Raw genomic sequence first — 17,534 nt, forward strand, 5'->3', positions numbered from 1 at the left:
GTGTTCGGCAATCTCGCGGACGGTCATGTCGTCGGATTCGCCCTCGATGGAGACGAACGCGACGCCATCGGGACTGGCAATTCGGCCAAGGCGCATTCGCTTCAGCCTACTGAGCGCCGGCCGGAGCGCACATCCGGGCCGGATGCCCCTTCGACTGCACGCAATCGCCCGGCTGTGCGAGCATTGATCAATGCCGACGGACCCGTCCGCCGCGGTCGGACTCAGCCCGCGACGACGCTGGGTTATCGTCGTCGTCTCGCTGTTGGTGACCGCGAGCGCCTTCGTTTTCATCAACGGTGTGGCGTTCATGATCCCCGCCCTCGAAGACGATCTGGGCACACCGCTGGCCGAGGCAGGGTTGCTGTCGTCGATGCCGAGTTTCGGCATGGTGGCGACGCTGATCCTGTGGGGCTACCTGCTGGACCGAGTGGGCGAACGGGTCGTGCTGACTGTCGGCTCGGCGCTGACGGCGGGCGCGGCCTACGCCGCGACCACCGTGCACACCATGATCGCGTTCGCGGTGTGGCTGTTCATCGGCGGCATGGCGGCCGCCAGTTGCAACTCGGCCGGCGGCCGGCTGGTCTCCGGATGGTTTCCACCCGAGCAGCGCGGTCTGGCGATGGGCGTCCGTCAAACCGCACAGCCGCTTGGAATTGCGCTGGGCGCGTTGGTGATTCCGGCGCTCGCCGATGCCAGTAGATCGGCGATGCAAGCGCTGATTTTCCCTGCGGCCCTGTGCGCGGTCTCGGCGGTGCTCAGCGTCGCCGCCATTACCGACCCACCCCGCAAAGAATGGCACGAAGCCACCGAGCAGGAGTTGGCAAACCCGTACCGCCGCTCGTGGGTGCTGCGGCGCATCCATGCGGCCTCGGCCCTGCTGATGGTCCCCCAGACGGTGACCGTGACATTCATGCTGATCTGGCTGATCACGAACTATCACTGCTCGATCGCCTTGGCAGGCGGCCTGGTCACGGTGTCGCAGTTGCTCGGCGCGGCGGGCCGGGTGCTGGTCGGCCGGTGGTCGGACCGGGTCGGGTCACGATTGCGACCCGTGCGCGTCATGTCGGCCGCAGGGGTGCTGGTGCTGGCCGGTCTCGCGCTGGCCGATCACCTGCGTTCGTCGATCGCGGTGCCGTTGATGCTCGCGGCTTCGGTGATCGCCGTGCTCGACAATGGCCTGGAGTCGACGGCGATCACCGAGTACGCCGGCCCGTTCTGGAGCGGCCGCGCACTGGGCCTGCAGAACACCTATCAGCGCTTGATGGCCGCCGGCGCGCCTCCGGTATTCGGTGGGCTGATCGCCTCTCACGGCTATCCGCCGGCGTTCGTTCTCACCGCGCTGCTTCCGCTTCTGGCGGTACCCATCGTTCCGGCCCGGACACTGCCACCCGGCCTGGAGACTAGAGCGCGGACGCAATCCTTTCGCCGACTTCGGCGGTGGAGAGCTTTCCGCTCGGGCGACTGGCCAGATGGGACGCCACGGCCCGGTCCACTCGCGCGGCGGCAGCGTCTTCGCCGACGTGGGAAAGCAGTAGCGCCACCGACATAACCGCTGCTGTCGGGTCGGCGATACCCTGACCGGCGATGTCGGGCGCACTGCCGTGCACCGGCTCGAACATCGACGGGTTGGTCCGGGTGGCATCGATGTTTCCGCTGGCCGCCAACCCGATACCACCGCACACCGCGGCGGCCAGGTCGGTGAGGATGTCGCCGAACAGGTTGTCGGTGACGATCACATCGAAGCGGCCGGGGTCGGTGACCAGATGAATGGTGGCCGCGTCGACGTGCTGGTAGGCCACCTCGACACTCGGATACTTTGTGGCCACCTCGGCGACCGTCCGCGACCACAGCGACCCGGCGAAGGTCAGCACGTTCGTCTTGTGCACCAGGGTCAGGTGGTTGCGGCGCTGCTGGGCCCGCGCGAAGGCGTCTTCCACGACGCGACGGATCCCGAACGCGGTGTTGGTGCTGACCTCGGTGGCCACTTCGTGCGCGGTGCCGACCCGGATCGCGCCGCCGGTCCCGGTGTAGGGACCCTCAGTGCCCTCGCGGACCACCACGAAGTCGATGTCGGGGTTGCCCACCAACGGACTACTCACCCCCGGATACAACCGGCCCGGACGCAGGTTGACGTGGTGGTCGAGCTCGAATCGCAGTTTGAGCAACAACCCTCGCTCCAGCACCCCGCTGGGCACCGATGGGTCGCCGATCGCGCCCAGCAAGATGGCGTCGTGCTTGCGAAGTTCGGCGATCGTCGATTCGGGCAGCAATTCGCCGGTCGCGTGAAAACGCTTGGCGCCCAGGTCGTAATGCGTCTTCTCCACACCGGGTAGTACCGCGTCGAGAACCTTGACCGCTTCGGCGATCACCTCGGGGCCGATCCCGTCACCCGGGATGATGGCGAGTTTCACGACAGGTCAACCACTTCAAGCTTGTTGGCCGCCACAGCCGAGGAGATCTCGGCGCGGACGTCGGCGGGGACGTCGCGGTCGATGCGCAGCAGGATTGTCGCGCTGGGGCCCTCGGCATCCTCGGACAGCTGAGCGGCCTGGATGTTGACGCCCGCCGCACCGAGCAAGGTGCCGATCTTGCCCAGCGCCCCGGGCTGATCGGCGTAATTGATGACCAGGTAGATGCCGTGTGCGCGCAGGTCGAAGTTGCGCCCGTTGATCTGCACGATCTTTTCGACCTGCTGCGGACCGGACAGCGCACCTGCCACGTTGACGACCGAACCGTCAGCGGCCACCGCACGCACATCGACGACGCTACGGTGGTTGGGGCTTTCGGTGGCGGTGCTGAGGTCAGCGGCCACCCCACGCTCTTCGGCGATCGCCGGCGCGTTGACGAACGTCACCTGGTCCTCGATGACTGCCGAGAACAAGCCTCGCAAGGCCGAAAGCCGCAGCACCTCAACATCTTCGGAAGCCAGCTCGCCGCGCACCTGCACCGATAGCGACCCCGGCAGTTCGTCGCTGAGCGCACCGGCCAGCACGCCGAGCTTGCGCACCAGGTCCAGCCACGGCGCCACTTCTTCGCTGACCGTTCCGCCGCCGACGTTGACCGCGTCGGGGACGAACTCCCCCGCCAGTGCGAGCTTGACGCTGGCCGCGACGTCGGTGCCGGCCCGGTCCTGGGCCTCTTCGGTCGAGGCACCAAGGTGTGGTGTCACCACGACCTGGGACAGCTCGAACAACGGGCTGTCGGTGCACGGCTCCTTGGAGTACACGTCGAGACCGGCGGCCCGCACGTGTCCGCTGGAGATGGCGTCGGCCAGCGCAGCCTCGTCGACCAATCCGCCCCGGGCGGCGTTGACGATGATGACGCCGGGCTTGGTCTTCGCCAACGCGTCTTTGTCGATCAGCCCGGCCGTCTCAGATGTTTTCGGCAGATGCACCGAAATGAAGTCGGCCCGGCCGAGCAGTTCGTCGAGCGGCAGCAACTCGATGCCGAGTTGCGCCGCGCGCGCCGCTGATACGTACGGGTCATAAGCCACGATGCGGGCCTCGAACGCGGCCAGCCGCTGCGCGACCAGCTGTCCGATCCGGCCCAGCCCGACCACTCCGACGGTCTTGCCGAAGATTTCGGTGCCCGAGAACGACGAGCGCTTCCAGGCGTGCTCGCGCAGCGTGGCGTCGGCCGCGGGGATCTGGCGGGCGGCCGAGAGCAGCAACGCCACGGCGTGCTCGGCCGCGCTGTGGATGTTCGACGTCGGTGCGTTGACCACCAGCACACCGCGTTCGGTGGCTGCGTCAACGTCCACGTTGTCCAAACCGACGCCGGCGCGGGCGACGATCTTCAGTTTCGGCGCGGCGTCGAGCACCTCGGCGTCGACGGTGGTCGCGGAGCGGACCAGTAGCGCGTCGGCCTCGGGCACGGCCGCAAGCAGCTTCGGCCGGTCGGGGCCATCTACCCAGCGCACCTCGACCTGGTCGCCCAGTGCGGCAACGGTTGATTCGGCAAGTTTGTCAGCGATGAGAACAACAGGCAGGCTCACGCAGGCCAGCCTAGGCGGTGATCGCAAGCGCGGCGAAGCCGGGCGCAGCGGGTCACCGCCATGAGCCGTGTCGCGGTTGGGCCAGATTGCGCCACGGTCTCCGATCGCGGCAACTAGCAGCGCCGAACGTGCATTCAGTGCGAGAAAAGGCCCAAAATTTCGCGGTGAGTGCACGTTCGGCTCAGAGTCCAGAAGTGTCGGTACCCAGGTGAATCCTGTCGACAAGCGCGACGATAGGAGAGATGCCCAATGTGCTGGAAATGTGATCACCCTGAGGCCACTACGCAGGAGTGGCTGGAACTCCTCTACGAGAGGGTCAAAGAGAACGGTTGGACCCCGATGTTCATCGAGGACGACCGTAGGCCGTTCGCCTACACGATCGGATTACACGAGCGCGGCCTACCCGAGCTGTTTGTGACGGGGATGCCGCCCGAGCGGGCCAACCTGGTGCTCAGCACCGTCGCCGGCTATCTCCTCAAGGGTGGGCGACCGGTACCTGGCGAGCGGATGTTGATCGGCGGTGAGCTCCTGCTCGACTTCGTCCAAGTGGAGCACCCAATCGCCCACTTGAAATTCGCGTACTCCATCTACGGCCCTGATCTGCGGGCCCTCCAGCTGGTCTGGCCCGACGAGCAAGGGCACCGGCCGTGGTGCGCGGAATTCAGCAACGATGGGGTGCTGCAGCCGGTGTTCGGGGTCCGAGTCGACCCGCCGGAGCATCGAGATCGACGCTAGCGCGACGACACGCCGAAACTTGTCGCGCTAACGTCGATCTCGACGAAGCCGGAAGCTAAGCGGTCTCGGTGATCGGCCGGTCGACCCAGCTCATCAGATCGCGCAGCTTCTTGCCGGTGACCTCGATCGGGTGCTCGGCGTTCTCCTTGCGCAGCGCCTCGAGCTCCTTGTTGCCGCCCTCGACGTTGGCGACCAGCCGCTTGGTGAAGGTGCCGTCCTGGATGTCGCGCAGAATGCCGCGCATCCGCTCCTTGGTGTCGGCGTCGATCACCCGCGGGCCCGACAGGTAGCCACCAAACTCCGCGGTGTCGGACACCGAGTAGTTCATCCGCGCGATGCCGCCCTCATACATGAGGTCGACGATCAGCTTGAGCTCGTGCAGCACCTCGAAGTAGGCCATCTCCGGCGGATAGCCAGCCTCGACCATCACGTCGAAACCGGTCTTCACCAATTCCTCTGTGCCACCGCACAACACGGCCTGCTCACCGAACAGGTCGGTCTCGGTCTCGTCCTTGAAGGTGGTCTTGATGACCCCGGCGCGGGTACCGCCGATCGCCTTGGCGTAGGACAGCGCCAACGCCTCGCCGTTGCCGGTCGGGTCCTGGTCGACGGCGATCAGCGCCGGCACACCCTTGCCGTCGACGAACTGCCGACGCACCAAGTGGCCCGGGCCCTTCGGGGCCACCATCGCAACGGTCACGTTGCCAGGCGGCTTGATCAGGTCGAAGTGGATGTTGAGCCCGTGGCCGAAGAACAGCGCGTCGCCGTCGGAGAGGTTGGGCTCGATGTCGCCGGAGAAGATCTCGGCCTGCGCGGTGTCGGGCGCCAGCAGCATGATCACGTCGGCCCACTTGGCCACCTCGGCGGGGGTGTCGACGGTCAGGCCCTGCTCCTCGACCTTGGCTCGCGACTTGGAGCCCTCTTTCAGGCCCACCCGCACCTGAACCCCGGAGTCGCGCAGGCTCAACGAGTGCGCATGGCCCTGGCTGCCGTAGCCGATCACACCGACTTTGCGGCCCTGAATGATCGACAGGTCTGCGTCGTCGTCGTAGAACATCTCCAAAGCCACGTGAATGTCTCCTTCTGTGTCGGCTTTTTTCGAACTAGAGGGTTATTTGGCGGTACCGATGGCGCGTGGGCCTCGGGAGAGTGAGACCACTCCGGATTGGACGATCTCACGGATGCCGAACGGCTCGAGCACCTTCAGCAACGCTTCCAGCTTGCCGCGGTCACCGGTCGCCTCGATGGTCAGCGATTCCGGCGACACGTCAATCACCTTGCCGCGGAACAGGTTCACCGCTTCGATCACCTGGCCGCGGGTTCCCGCATCGGTGCGGACCTTGATCAGCGCCAGCTCACGCGACACCGAGCTGTTGTCGTGCTGCTCGATGATCTTGATCACGTTGATCAGTTTGTTGAGCTGCTTGGTGATCTGCTCGAGCGGGGTGCTTTCGGCGGAGACCACGATGGTCATCCGCGACATGTCCTTCTGCTCGGTGGCGCCGACGGCCAGCGACTCGATGTTGAACCCGCGCCGTGAGAACAGCGCCGCGACACGGGCCAGCACACCGGGCTTGTCTTCGACCAACACCGAAAGGGTGTGCGTCCTCGTCGTCGTACTCATCAGGCGTGCCCCTCGATGCCGTCGTCGAACAGCGGGCGGATGCCGCGGGCGGCCTGGATCTCGTCGTTGGAGGTCCCGGCGGCCACCATCGGCCACACCTGCGCGTCGGCGCCGACGATGAAGTCGATGACCACCGGACGGTCGTTGATCGCCCGGGCCTGCGCTATCACGTCTGCGACATCTTCCTCACGCTCGCAACGCAATCCGACGCACCCCAGCGCCTCGGCCAACTTGACGAAGTCCGGGATCCGGCGCGAATGGGTGGCCAGGTCGGTCTGCGAATAGCGCTCTTGGTAGAACAGGGTCTGCCATTGACGGACCATGCCCAGGTTGCCGTTGTTGATCAGCGCGACCTTGATCGGCACACCCTCGATCGCGCAGGTGGCCAGTTCCTGGTTGGTCATCTGAAAGCAGCCGTCCCCGTCGATCGCCCAGACCTCGGCGTCGGGCCGGGCCATCTTGGCGCCCATGGCCGCCGGGATGGCGAACCCCATGGTGCCCAAACCGCCTGAGTTGAGCCAGGTTCGCGGCTTCTCGTAGGAGACGAACTGCGCCGCCCACATCTGGTGCTGCCCAACGCCGGCGACGTACACCGCGTCGGGACCGGCGATCTTGCCCAGCTTTTCGATCACGAACTCCGGGCTCAGGCTGCCGTCGCTCTGCGGCCCATAGCTCAACGGGTAGGTGGCTTTCACCTCGTCGAGATACGTCCACCACTCGGCGATGTCAGTGATGGGCGCGGTGCCGGAGTCCCTGTGGTGTCGCAGCGCCCCGATCAACTCGGTGATGACGGCCTTGACGTCACCGACGATCGGCACGTCGGCGTGCCGGTTCTTACCGATCTCGGCGGGGTCGATGTCGGCGTGAATGACCTTGGCGTCGGGGGCGAACGAGTCGAGTTGCCCGGTGACCCGGTCATCGAAACGGGTGCCCAGGGCGATCAGCAGGTCGCTGCGCTGCAGGCCCGCCACTGCCGAGACGGTGCCGTGCATACCCGGCATGCCCAGGTGCTGGCGGTGGCTGTCAGGAAAGGCGCCGCGTGCCATCAGCGTAGTGACGACGGGAATTCCGGTCAGCTCGGCAAGTTCGAGCAACTGCTCGCATGCCTCGCCCCGGATCACCCCGCCGCCCACGTAAAGCACCGGCTTGTGGGCTGCGGCAATCAGCTTGGCCGCCTCGTTGATCTGCCGGTTGTGCGGCTTGGTGTTCGGCTTGTATCCGGGCAGGTCCATCCGCGGCGGCCAGCTGAATGTGCACTGGCTTTGCAGCACGTCCTTCGGGATATCGACGAGCACCGCGCCCGGGCGACCGCTGGCCGCGATATGGAAGGCCTCGGCCATCACCCGGGGGATCTCGTCGCCGTCGCGAACCAGGAAGTTGTGCTTGGTGATCGGCATCGTGATGCCGGAGATGTCGGCCTCCTGGAAGGCGTCCGTCCCGATCAGCGAACGTCCGACCTGGCCGGTCACCGCAACCACCGGGATGGAGTCCATCTGCGCGTCAGCCAGCGGCGTCACCAGGTTGGTGGCGCCGGGACCGGAGGTGGCCATCATCACGCCCACTTTTCCGCTGGCGTGGGCGTAGCCGCTGGCCGCGTGACCCGCGCCCTGCTCGTGGCGAACCAGCACGTGACGTAGCTTCTTCGAGTCGAACAGCGGGTCGTAGACCGGAAGCACGGCGCCACCGGGGATACCGAAGATGACCTCGACGTCGAGCTCCTCCAGCGACCGGACGACCGACTGTGCTCCGGTGAGTTGCTCAGGCGCAACATGTTTCGGGCGAACCGTCGGCGGCTTGGCAGCAGGCTTTGCCGCGTCGGAGGCGATACGGGCGACATCCTGCGACGCAGGCTTGGCGGGTGCGCTCACGGTGTCCTCTTTGTCCTCTGGGTCCTGTTGGTCCTGCGTGTGCTCTGGAAAGGGGTGGGCAACAAAAAACCCCCGTCAGCTCAGCGGCTGCACGAGGGTTGCGCGTTGGTCGACTCGATCAGTCAGGCACCAACGCGCATACGGATTACTACGAGCTCTCCAGAAGTGTTCATCGCTCCACGACGGTAGCCGCCGTACTGGTCAAACGTCAAATTCCGGTGGCTATCGGGATCGCCGACCGGCGCGATGCCATGATGCATGCATGGCCACCGATTCCGCGGAGGACACCGCAGGCACCCCGCCGGTGGTGCTCAACGTTTCGCCGATGGCCCACTTCGCAGTGGGATTCTTTGCCCTCGGACTGCTCGTGCCGGTGTTGACCTGGCCGGTGACGGCTCCGCTGCTCATCATCCCGGTGCTGCTGTCGGCGTTGATCGTGCGGCTACGCACGCGGGCCGACCACACCGGAGTCACCGTGCGCACGTTACTGGGCAGCCGATCGATGCGCTGGGAGGACATCGAGGGCCTGCGATTCAGCAGGGGCTCGTGGGGACGGGCTCACCTGAAAGACGGCCACAACGTGCGGCTACCCGCGGTCACGTTTGCCACCTTGCCGCAGTTGACCAGGGCCAGCGCCGGGCGAGTGCCCAATCCCTACGCGGACCGGTAACTAGCCCACCGGATTGGCGCCGTTGAGCAAAACCCAGAGCCCGACGCCGGCGCCGACGCCTATCACCAGCGCGGCAAACGAACCGAGGAACGGCCTGCGGGCCCAGCCGCGGCCGGCGTCGAACCCGTAGCGACCGGGACCGACGAGGATGACGGCGACGGCCATCACGATCAAGGAGATCTCGTACTCGTGGCCGTTCGGCAGGAAGTACGGAAAAGAGCGATGACCGTGCTGGGCCGACATTCCCGCGAGCACGCTATTGGTCAGGTAGGCCAGCGCCCCGGCAGCGGCGATCGGCGTGAACAGGCCGAGCACCAACAGCACGCCAGCGGCGATCTCGCCGCCGGCGGCGCAGTAGGTGAGAATCTCGGCGTGCTGGTAGCCGACGCCGGCTATGGCGTTCTTGAAGCCGGCCAGGCCCTGTCCGCCCCACCAGCCGAACAACTTCTGCAGACCGTGGGCGAGGAAAACGGCACCGAGGCCCACTCGCAGGATCAGCAGGCCGAGATGCTGGGTACCGCGACGGCTGGCGGCACGAACGCGCTCGTCGTCGAAGTGTTCGTGGACGCCCATCCCTTCCGGCATGAACACCGCCTGCCGGCCGGTGAGCTGCGGCTGGTAGGGCAACGGTTCGTGGCCGCCCATCACGCCGGCGCCGCTGCTCGACGAGCGGACGCTGCCGGAGTCGGTCGGGTCATAGTGCGGGATCAGGGTCGTGTCGAAATCGCCTGCATAAGCGTCTGGCGGCAGGTCGTCTTCGGGATCGACCAGCTGCGCGGCGGTCTGCCGTTCAGCAGTTGGCAGCCCGGATGAGTCCGGCCGGTGCCAATGTGCGTCTTTCGATTGACTGCTCACGCGTCTGAGGGTAAAGGCAAACTCCTGCGAATCGGGGATTTGAGCGGGGCATTCGCGATTGCAATTTGCTCACAGCGTCGCGCGGGCGGGCTTTGGCAGGCAACCTCGGCGGACGCGCGGTACCCGTCACGGGCGCAGGCGCGCGCATGTCCGTAATCTGGCAGCCATGCGGTTGTGGTGGTCGAGGATGCGCGGTGTGTCTGCGCTCTGCTCGGCAATGCTCGTCCTGACCGGATGCGCCCAGTTCAACGACCTGCAGTCGCAGCCGTTCACCACCGAACCCGAGCGGCATGGCGCGCCGAGCTCCTCGCCCCCACCGCCACCACCGCTGCCCGACAAGCCGTTCCCGAAGGAATGCCCGGCGCCCGGAGTGATGCAGGGCTGCCTGGATAGCACCAGCGGCCTGCTGATGCGGCCCGACAGCAAGTCGGCTCTGGTCGCCGAGCGCAGGACCGGGGCGGTCAAAGAGGTGGCCGTCAACGCCGAGCCCAAAGTGAAAGTCGTCATCCCCGTCGACCCGGCCGGCGATGGCGGATTGATGGACATCGCGCTCTCGCCGACGTACTCCCAAGATCGGCTAATGTATGCCTACATCAGCACCCCGACCGACAACCGGGTCATTCGGGTCGCCGACGGCGATATTCCCAAGGACATCCTGACCGGAATCCCCAAGGGCGCCAACGGAAATACCGGCGCACTGTTGTTCACTAGCCCCACCACACTGGTCGTAATGACCGGCGACGCGGGCAACCCTGCGTTGGCCAATGACCCGGCATCGCTGGCAGGCAAGGTGATTCGCATCGAGCAGCCCACCACGGTCAACCAGGCGCCTCCAACCACGGCGCTCAGCGGCCTCGGCGTGGGCGGCGGCATGTGTATCGACCCAGTCGACGGCTCACTCTTCATCGCCGACCGCACACCCACATCCGACCGTCTGCAACGAATCACCAAGGACTCCAAGGTTTCCACGGTATGGACCTGGCCGGATCGGCCTGGGGTCGCGGGCTGTTCGGCGCTGGACGGCACCGTGCTGATCAACCTGGTCAACACCAAACAGACGGTCGCCATCCATCTCGCGCAGGGCACGGGAGCCGTCACCGGTCAGCCCGACGTGGTGCGCCAGGACACCCACGGACACGCGTGGGCGCTGCGGATGTCGCCGGATGGCAACATCTGGGGCGACACCATCAACAGGACCGTTGGCGACGCCCAGCGGCTCGACGACGTGGTGTTCCCGCTGTTCCCGCAGGGCGGTGGCTTCCCGAGGGCCAACGACGACAAGACCTAACTCGGCGCACAGCGCCGCGAGCAGGAAGCGGCGCGCGTCAGGGGGACCAACAACCCTCGCAGCGAGGACCAAAGCCCCGCGCCCTGCAGACGCGACCTTCGTAACGTTGTCCTCGACGAGAGGACAACGAAGATGTCACCCACCACAACGCATTACGGCGTCATCGTCGGAGTCGACGGGTCGGCGGCATCCGATGCCGCGGTCAGCTGGGCTGCCCGTGATGCGGCGATGCGCGAGCTACCGCTGACTCTCGTCCATGTGGCGAACCCGAAGGCCTCGACCTGGTCGCAGATCCTGGTCCTCGAGGAGGTGCGGGGATGGCAGCAAGCGGAGGGCCGCAGGGTGCTGGCAGAGTCCGCCAAGATCGCCCACGGGGTTGTCGGCACCGATCCCAGGATTCACATCGATGGTGAACTCCTTTTTGCGGCAATCACTCCCAAACTCATCGAGCTGTCCAGACACACGGAATTGATCGTCGTGGGCTCCGACGGTCGCGGCGCATTGACCAGGGGCCTGCTCGGCTCGGTCAGCTCGGGGCTGGTACGACATTCCCATTGTCCGGTCGCGGTGATTCGTGACGAACACCAGGCGGCAGCGCAGCCCGATCGGCGGCCCGTCCTGATCGGGGTCGACGGCTCGCCAAGCGCAGAGCTCGCCATCAAGATCGCGTTCGACGAGGCCGCGCGCCGTTGCGTCGGGCTGGTTGCCCTCCATTCCTGGAGCGACAAGGAGCTCATCGAACTTCCCGGTATTGATTGGCAACAGGTCAAAGCCGAAGAGGAGCGTCTCCTGAGCGAGGCACTGGCGGGCTGGCAAGAGCGATATCCCGACGTCGACGTCACCAAGTCACTCGTCTGCGAGTCGCCGGCCCGCGCCCTTGTCGAGGCCTCGAAATCCGCCCAGCTGGTCGTGCTCGGCAGTCATGGTCGGAATTTCGCCGGCCGCATGGTGTGGGGCTCGGTGAGCAACGCTGTGGTGCAATCGGCTCACACCCCGGTAGTCGTGGCGCGAGCCCCCGAGTAACCCGCGGTATGGCGAGTTGTCGGCGCATGCCGGTGCCGTGGTCCGCGCCCGGCTATGCGTCCGTACGTTTCCACCTGGCGTGCGGGACCTTCGGCGACCAGGTCCACCCCGCGATCTCAGGATCGTCTTCGCCATGTTCGCGGGTGTAGCGACGCGCGGACAGCCGCGCGTCGATCATCTTCTGACGCAGTCCCGCCGCCCGTTCGGCCAACCCGTCAACTCGGTCGATGACGTCCATGACCAGGTGGTAGCGATCGAGATCGTTCAGCATCACCATGTCGAAAGGCGTTGTGGTAGTGCCGCGTTCTTTGAATCCACGAACGTGGAGGTGGCGGTGCCCGTTGCGGCGATAGGTCAGGCGATGGATGAGCCACGGGTAGCCGTGGTAGGCGAAGACGACCGGCTTGTCGTTGGTGAACAGCGCGTCGAACTCCGGATCGGTGAGCCCGTGTGGGTGCTCGGTATCCGGCAGCAGGCGCATCAGGTCGACCACGTTGATCACGCGTACCTGCAGGGCGGGCAGTTCGCGCCGCAGGATGTCGGCGGCGGCCAGTGTCTCCAGGGTCGGGACGTCGCCGGCGCAGGCCAGCACGACATCGGGTTCGGCTGTGGCCGTGCTGGCCCATTGCCAGATCCCGAGGCCGCGGGTGCAGTGCAAAACCGCGTCGTGCATCGTCAAGTAGGTCAGCGAGGGTTGCTTCCCGGCCACGATCACGTTGACGTAGTCGCGGCTACGCAGGCAGTGGTCGGTGACCGAGAGCAGGGTGTTGGCGTCGGGGGGCAGGTAGACCCGCACGACCTCGGGCCGCTTGTTGGCCACCAGGTCGATGAAACCGGGATCTTGATGAGACGCGCCGTTGTGGTCTTGGCGCCAGACATGAGAACTCAGTAGGTAATTCAGCGAGGCAATTGGCGGCCGCCAGGTGAGCTCGCGGCTGGTTGATAGCCACTTCGCGTGCTGGTTGAACATCGAATCGACGATGTGCACAAACGCCTCGTAGCAGTTGAACAGACCATGTCGGCCGGTCAGCAGGTAGCCCTCGAGCCAGCCCTGGCACAGATGCTCGGAGAGCACCTCCATCACCCGGCCGTCGGGTGCGAGGTTTTCGTCTACCGGATCGATGGCGGAAAGCCAAACTTTGTCGGTCGATTCGAATACCGCGGTGAGTCTGTTGGACGCGGTCTCGTCAGGGCCCATGAGACGGAACCGGTCCGGGTTGCGGGCAATAGTGTCACGCAGGAATCCACCCAAAACTCTTGTGGCTTCTGCTGTTTTACTGGCCGGCTGGTCGACGGCCACGGCGTAGCTCCGGAAGTCGGGCAAGTCCAATTCACGCAGTAGCTGTCCACCGTTGGCATGCGGGTTGGCGCTCATCCGACGAGGCCCGATCGGCCGCACGGCCTGCAGTTCGGGGCGCAGCACTCCCCGCTCGTCGAATAATTCCTCCGGGCGATAGCTGCGCAGCCAGTCCTCAAGCTGCGCCCGGTGTGCTGGATTGTCGCGAGTCTCGGCCAGCGGAACCTGATGAGCACGCCAAGTGCCCTCGACCTGTTTGCCGTCGACGCATCGAGGCCCGGTCCAGCCTTTCGGGGTGCGGAGCACGATCATCGGCCACACGGGACGCTCGGTCAGCCCGTCACTGCGGGCCGCGCTTTGAATCTGTGCGATCGAGTCAAATGCTTCATCGAGGGCTGCGGCAAGCAACTGGTGCACCACGGCTGGATCGTCGCCAGCCACGGTGATCGGGCGATGTCCGTATCCGCGGATGAGCGCGTCCAGTTCTTCGGCCGGGATGCGGCTCAGCACAGTTGGGTTGGCGATCTTATATCCGTTGAGATGCAGAATCGGTAGAACTGCCCCATCGATCGCGGGATTGAGGAACTTGTTGGAATGCCAGCTGGCGGCCAGCGGCCCGGTTTCGGCTTCACCGTCACCGATCACACATGCGACCACCAGATCGGGGTTGTCGAAAGCCGCGCCGTAGGCATGGACCAGTGAGTAACCCAGTTCGCCGCCCTCATGAATCGACCCCGGCGTTTGGGCGGCAACGTGGCTGGGAATGCCACCCGGAAAAGAGAACTGCCGGAACAGCTTCCGGAGACCAGACGCATTTTGCTCGATTCCCGGGTAAATCTCGCTGTAGGTGCCCTCCAGGTATGCGTTGGCGACCAGGCCGGGGCCGCCGTGGCCTGGCCCGGTGACGTAGATGACGTCGGCATCACGCTGCCGGATGATCCGGTTCAAGTGCGCGTAGATGAGGTTGAGCCCGGGCGTCGTGCCCCAATGACCCAAGAGTCGGGGCTTGATGTGCTCCGCTGAGAGCGGTTCGGCCAGCAGCGGGTTATCCAGCAGGTAGATCTGACCGACCGACAGGTAATTGGCGGCGCGCCAGTAGCTGTCGACGAGGTGTAATTGATCACGAGTGAGGGGGCCTGCGGCCAGCCCGGTCCCGGGACCAGAATCAGATTTTCTCATCAGGCACTTCCTTGCAGACGCTGGTGGCCATCGTGGTCCGCGGCGGCGAACTGAGCCGCACTGCGGGCCGCCTTGCAACCGTCGACGGCGACCACGATCGTTCGAAGCGTTGATTCGTTGGCCATGACCGCTCCCCTGACGCCGGCAGTAGACCCAATCGACGCTACCCAAACCTCACCGCCAAGGGTAGGAGGCCGAGGGCTTCGCGGCAGCGGACGTTGGACCCTATACCGCACCTCAGTTACGGGCGAGATCGCTGCCGGCGGAACGCCGTCTCGCGCGGCCGAATCGAAAGCGAACGCAACCGCTCACCGCGAAGTTCGGGACCTTCGGCCCTGGTCAACACCAACCCCGCGGAGAAACAATCGACGGAGAAGTCCACCCGGGGCATCAATGAACTCGCGGTGAAGCGCCACCACACGGCCAGCGCGTCGCCTCCGGGTCAATCTCGACTTGCCTCCGCGGCAAAACGCCAGATGCTTTACCGCCGAGCGGATTAGGACGTGTTGCTCCTGCCCGAGCACAGCGAACGTACCAAGCGTTATGAACGTCAAGCCCGAACACTGGAATAACACAGGAGCCGGCAATGTCTGATCTCGCAGGACAACACGCAATCGTCGTCGGTGTCGACGGATCGCCGTCATCTGACAAAGCGGTGGGTTGGGCCGCGCGCGAAGCCGCCATGCGCAATATCCCACTGGACATCATCCACGTCGTCGCGACGCCGCCGTGGGGCCTGGTGAGCCTGAGCGGAGGCCCCCTCCCGCCGCTGGCCGGAAACGGCGATTGGCGCGAAAAACAGGCCGAAGAACTCATATCGGCGGCGATCCGAGTAGCCGAAGAAAGTGCTCCCAGCCTGGCTCGCCGCCAGATTCGTTCCGAAGTGTATTTCGGCGCGACGATTCCCACGCTGGCTGACCTGTCCAAAGACGCGACGATGATCGTGGTGGGCAGCCGCGGGCGAGGGACCGTGGGCCGGCTTTTGCTGGGATCGGTCAGCACTGGATTGGTGCATCACGCGCACAGCCCGGTGGCGGTGATTCACGACGATTCCCCCGTCACCGCGCTGCCGCCCGCGCAGCTGCCGGTGGTGGTCGGCATCGACGGGTCGCCGGCATCAGAGTTGGCGACGGGCATCGCTTTCGACGAAGCGTCCTGGCGTGGAGTCCACTTGGTTGCGTTGCATTCCTGGTCTCATGGGGAGGTGGCTGACGTCCCGAGCCTGGAATGGTCGGCGCTGCAACAAGTTGCGCAAGAAGCCCTGGCCGAACGATTGGCCGGCTGGCGAGAGCGTTATCCCGACGTGGCTGTGCAACGCAGAATCGTCTACGCCAATCCGGCGCTGCACCTGCTGCAGGAGGCGGAGTCCGCTCAGCTTGTCGTTGTCGGAAGCCATGGTCGTGGCGGATTTTCGGGCATGCTGTTGGGCTCAGTGAGCACCACGGTGGTGCATGCCGCCGGGGTGCCGGTGATTGTCGCTCGACAACGCTGACGGCCCGGACAGGGCTAATCCAGCGGCGCGGTCCAACGCAGGACCGTACCGCCGGATTCGGGAGTGTCGACGCTGAACTCGCCGTTCACTTGCTGAGCGCGGTGGCGCAGGTTCGTCAGGCCGTCACGCTTGGTGCGCTCGGAGATTCCGCGACCGTCGTCTCTCACCTCGATGGAAAGAGTGTCCGCGACTTTGACGGTGACATGGAGCTCGGTCGCATCCGAATGCTGGGCGGCGTTGCTCACGGCCTCACGCACAACGGCTTCGGCATGTTCGGCCAGCGGGATACCGACCACCGAGAGCGGTCCAACGAATTGGGTAGTGATGCATAATTCTTCGCTGGAATACCGAGCAACAGCTTCATCGAGTCGCTGGCGTAACCCCGCCATGCCGGTAGTCGGCCCGTGCAAATCGAATATCGTGGTGCGAATCTCTCCGATGATGGCTTGCAGATCATCAACGTAGCTCGAAAGCCGTTGTCGGACGTCTGACGACCGTGCCCGCGGAATAGTCGCCTGGAGCGCAAGCCCTACCGCGAACAACCGTTGGATAACATGGTCGTGCAGATCGCGAGCAATGCGGTCCCGGTCAGTCACCACGTCCAACTCGCGCGCGGCGCGCTGCGCCGTGGCCAATTGCCAGGCCACTGCGGCCTGGTCGGCGAAGACCGACATCATGTCTTCCTCGTCTTGGGTGAATGCCGTTGCTCGGCTTAGGCGCAACGCAACGAGCACACCGGCAACCTTCTCGGCTACGCGCAAAGGCAATACCAACGCGGGCCCCGGCTGGATCTGCACGCCGCCGATCTCGAGCTCAAGCCGGGCAAACCGGCGCGGAGTGCGGTTGAAGAAGACGTCACCGACCTGAGTCCCGCGGACAGCGATCGTCGGCGGCTGCGTGAATGCGGGCAGCTCGCCCGCCAACTCAGTAATCAGCAGTTGGGTGATCTCCGCTGCTGGCGAGTCCGAGTCGACTGGCACCGCAACGAAAGTCGATCGAGCTTCGGACAATTTCAGGGCCTCCTCGGACACCATCCGGAAGACGGCGGCGGGGTCGGTGCCCGACAGCAGCTTCGTTGCGATGTCACGGGTTGCGGCGACCCAGGCCTGCCGGGCTCGGGACTGCTCGTAGAGTCGCGCGTTGTCGATGGCAACGCCGGCCGCAGCCGCGAGCGCTTCGACGAGCACTTCGTCGTCTTCGCTGAAAGGCTGGCCGTTCACCTTCTCCGTCAAATAGAGGTTGCCGAACACCTCGTCGCGGATCCGGATGGGCACCCCCAAGAAAGCGTGCATCGGAGGATGATGTGGCGGGAAACCGACCGACGACCGGTGATGAGCGATGTCGTCCAGCCGGATCGGCTTCGGGTCGTCGATCAACACCCCTAGGACGCCGCGACCCTCCGGTAAATGCCCAATCCGCTCCCGCGTTTCGGCATCGATTCCCTCGTGGATGAACGCCGCCAAATCAGGTCCGCTCCCCCGCACCCCGAGCGCGCCATAGCGGGCCCCA

The 17,534-nt window shown here is 65.5% G+C and carries 14 protein-coding genes and 2 pseudogenes; 6 read left to right on the top strand and 10 right to left on the bottom strand.

Annotation, left to right across the window (positions count from 1 at the left end):
• A pseudogene (locus tag AC2VOG_RS18510) lies at positions 1 to 96 on the bottom strand (fumarylacetoacetate hydrolase family protein); the annotation flags it as partial.
• Positions 97 to 190: 94 nt separating this feature from the next.
• Between AC2VOG_RS18510 and AC2VOG_RS18515 the strand changes: the two are divergent.
• Positions 191 to 1,267: pseudogene (locus AC2VOG_RS18515) on the top strand (MFS transporter); the annotation flags it as partial.
• A gap of 133 nt (positions 1,268 to 1,400) precedes the next feature.
• Here the strand turns inward: AC2VOG_RS18515 and AC2VOG_RS18520 are convergent.
• Complete coding sequence (locus AC2VOG_RS18520; protein ID WP_486941293.1) at positions 1,401 to 2,411, bottom strand: 3-isopropylmalate dehydrogenase; 1,011 nt, start codon at positions 2,409 to 2,411, stop codon at positions 1,401 to 1,403.
• The gene (gene serA, locus AC2VOG_RS18525; protein WP_486941294.1) at positions 2,408 to 3,994 is read right to left on the bottom strand and encodes a phosphoglycerate dehydrogenase; all 1,587 of its coding nucleotides are present in this window, start codon (positions 3,992 to 3,994) and stop codon (positions 2,408 to 2,410) included. Before serA ends, AC2VOG_RS18520 begins: the two co-directional genes overlap by 4 nt.
• A gap of 249 nt (positions 3,995 to 4,243) precedes the next feature.
• On the opposite strand from serA, the gene AC2VOG_RS18530 reads away from it, so the two are divergent.
• Positions 4,244 to 4,729, top strand: a complete 486-nt coding sequence (locus AC2VOG_RS18530; RefSeq protein ID WP_486941295.1) for a DUF4262 domain-containing protein — start codon at positions 4,244 to 4,246, stop codon at positions 4,727 to 4,729.
• A gap of 55 nt (positions 4,730 to 4,784) precedes the next feature.
• Here AC2VOG_RS18530 and ilvC read toward each other — a convergent pair whose 3' ends face one another.
• The 3 genes from ilvC to AC2VOG_RS18545 are packed head-to-tail and all read right to left on the bottom strand — an operon-like array spanning position 4,785 to position 8,221.
• Positions 4,785 to 5,786 carry a ketol-acid reductoisomerase gene (ilvC, locus tag AC2VOG_RS18535; protein WP_486941306.1) on the bottom strand — a complete coding sequence of 334 codons (1,002 nt, stop codon included), beginning with the start codon at positions 5,784 to 5,786 and terminating at the stop codon, positions 4,785 to 4,787.
• Positions 5,787 to 5,840: 54 nt separating this feature from the next.
• Positions 5,841 to 6,353 carry an acetolactate synthase small subunit gene (gene ilvN, locus AC2VOG_RS18540; RefSeq protein ID WP_486941296.1) on the bottom strand — a complete coding sequence of 171 codons (513 nt, stop codon included), beginning with the start codon at positions 6,351 to 6,353 and terminating at the stop codon, positions 5,841 to 5,843.
• Positions 6,353 to 8,221, bottom strand: coding sequence for an acetolactate synthase large subunit (locus AC2VOG_RS18545; protein ID WP_486941297.1), 1,869 nt, complete (start codon positions 8,219 to 8,221; stop codon positions 6,353 to 6,355). Before AC2VOG_RS18545 ends, ilvN begins: the two co-directional genes overlap by 1 nt.
• A 262-nt stretch (positions 8,222 to 8,483) precedes the next feature.
• On the opposite strand from AC2VOG_RS18545, the gene AC2VOG_RS18550 reads away from it, so the two are divergent.
• Positions 8,484 to 8,891, top strand: coding sequence for a PH domain-containing protein (locus AC2VOG_RS18550; protein WP_486941298.1), 408 nt, complete (start codon positions 8,484 to 8,486; stop codon positions 8,889 to 8,891).
• Here the strand turns inward: AC2VOG_RS18550 and AC2VOG_RS18555 are convergent, their stop codons facing one another.
• Positions 8,892 to 9,746: a DoxX family protein gene (locus AC2VOG_RS18555; protein ID WP_486941299.1), complete on the bottom strand. Its 855-nt coding sequence runs from the start codon at positions 9,744 to 9,746 to the stop codon at positions 8,892 to 8,894.
• Between the two features lie 166 nt (positions 9,747 to 9,912).
• Here AC2VOG_RS18555 and AC2VOG_RS18560 point away from each other — a divergent pair, with 166 nt between their 5' ends.
• Together AC2VOG_RS18560 and AC2VOG_RS18565 are read left to right on the top strand one after the other, a co-directional pair.
• Positions 9,913 to 11,034: a PQQ-dependent sugar dehydrogenase gene (locus AC2VOG_RS18560; RefSeq protein ID WP_486941300.1), complete on the top strand. Its 1,122-nt coding sequence runs from the start codon at positions 9,913 to 9,915 to the stop codon at positions 11,032 to 11,034.
• 132 nt (positions 11,035 to 11,166) lie between these two features.
• Positions 11,167 to 12,057 carry a universal stress protein gene (locus tag AC2VOG_RS18565; RefSeq protein WP_486941301.1) on the top strand — a complete coding sequence of 297 codons (891 nt, stop codon included), beginning with the start codon at positions 11,167 to 11,169 and terminating at the stop codon, positions 12,055 to 12,057.
• Between the two features lie 52 nt (positions 12,058 to 12,109).
• On the opposite strand, the gene AC2VOG_RS18570 is transcribed toward AC2VOG_RS18565, so the two are convergent.
• Positions 12,110 to 14,533, bottom strand: coding sequence for a phosphoketolase family protein (locus AC2VOG_RS18570; RefSeq protein ID WP_486941302.1), 2,424 nt, complete (start codon positions 14,531 to 14,533; stop codon positions 12,110 to 12,112).
• The gene (locus tag AC2VOG_RS18575) at positions 14,533 to 14,658 is read right to left on the bottom strand and encodes a hypothetical protein (protein ID WP_486941303.1); all 126 of its coding nucleotides are present in this window, start codon (positions 14,656 to 14,658) and stop codon (positions 14,533 to 14,535) included. The genes AC2VOG_RS18570 and AC2VOG_RS18575 overlap by 1 nt, the downstream gene beginning before the upstream one ends.
• 461 nt (positions 14,659 to 15,119) lie before the next feature.
• Between AC2VOG_RS18575 and AC2VOG_RS18580 the strand changes: the two genes are divergently transcribed.
• Positions 15,120 to 16,025 (top strand): universal stress protein, encoded by a 906-nt coding sequence (locus AC2VOG_RS18580; protein WP_486941304.1) that lies wholly within the window; start codon positions 15,120 to 15,122, stop codon positions 16,023 to 16,025.
• A gap of 14 nt (positions 16,026 to 16,039) precedes the next feature.
• On the opposite strand, the gene AC2VOG_RS18585 is transcribed toward AC2VOG_RS18580, so the two are convergent.
• Positions 16,040 to 17,534 (bottom strand): sensor histidine kinase (locus AC2VOG_RS18585; RefSeq protein WP_486941305.1); only part of this gene is annotated, 1,495 nt, incomplete at its 5' end.

The organism is Mycobacterium sp. TH-M11 (genome assembly GCF_057473725.1).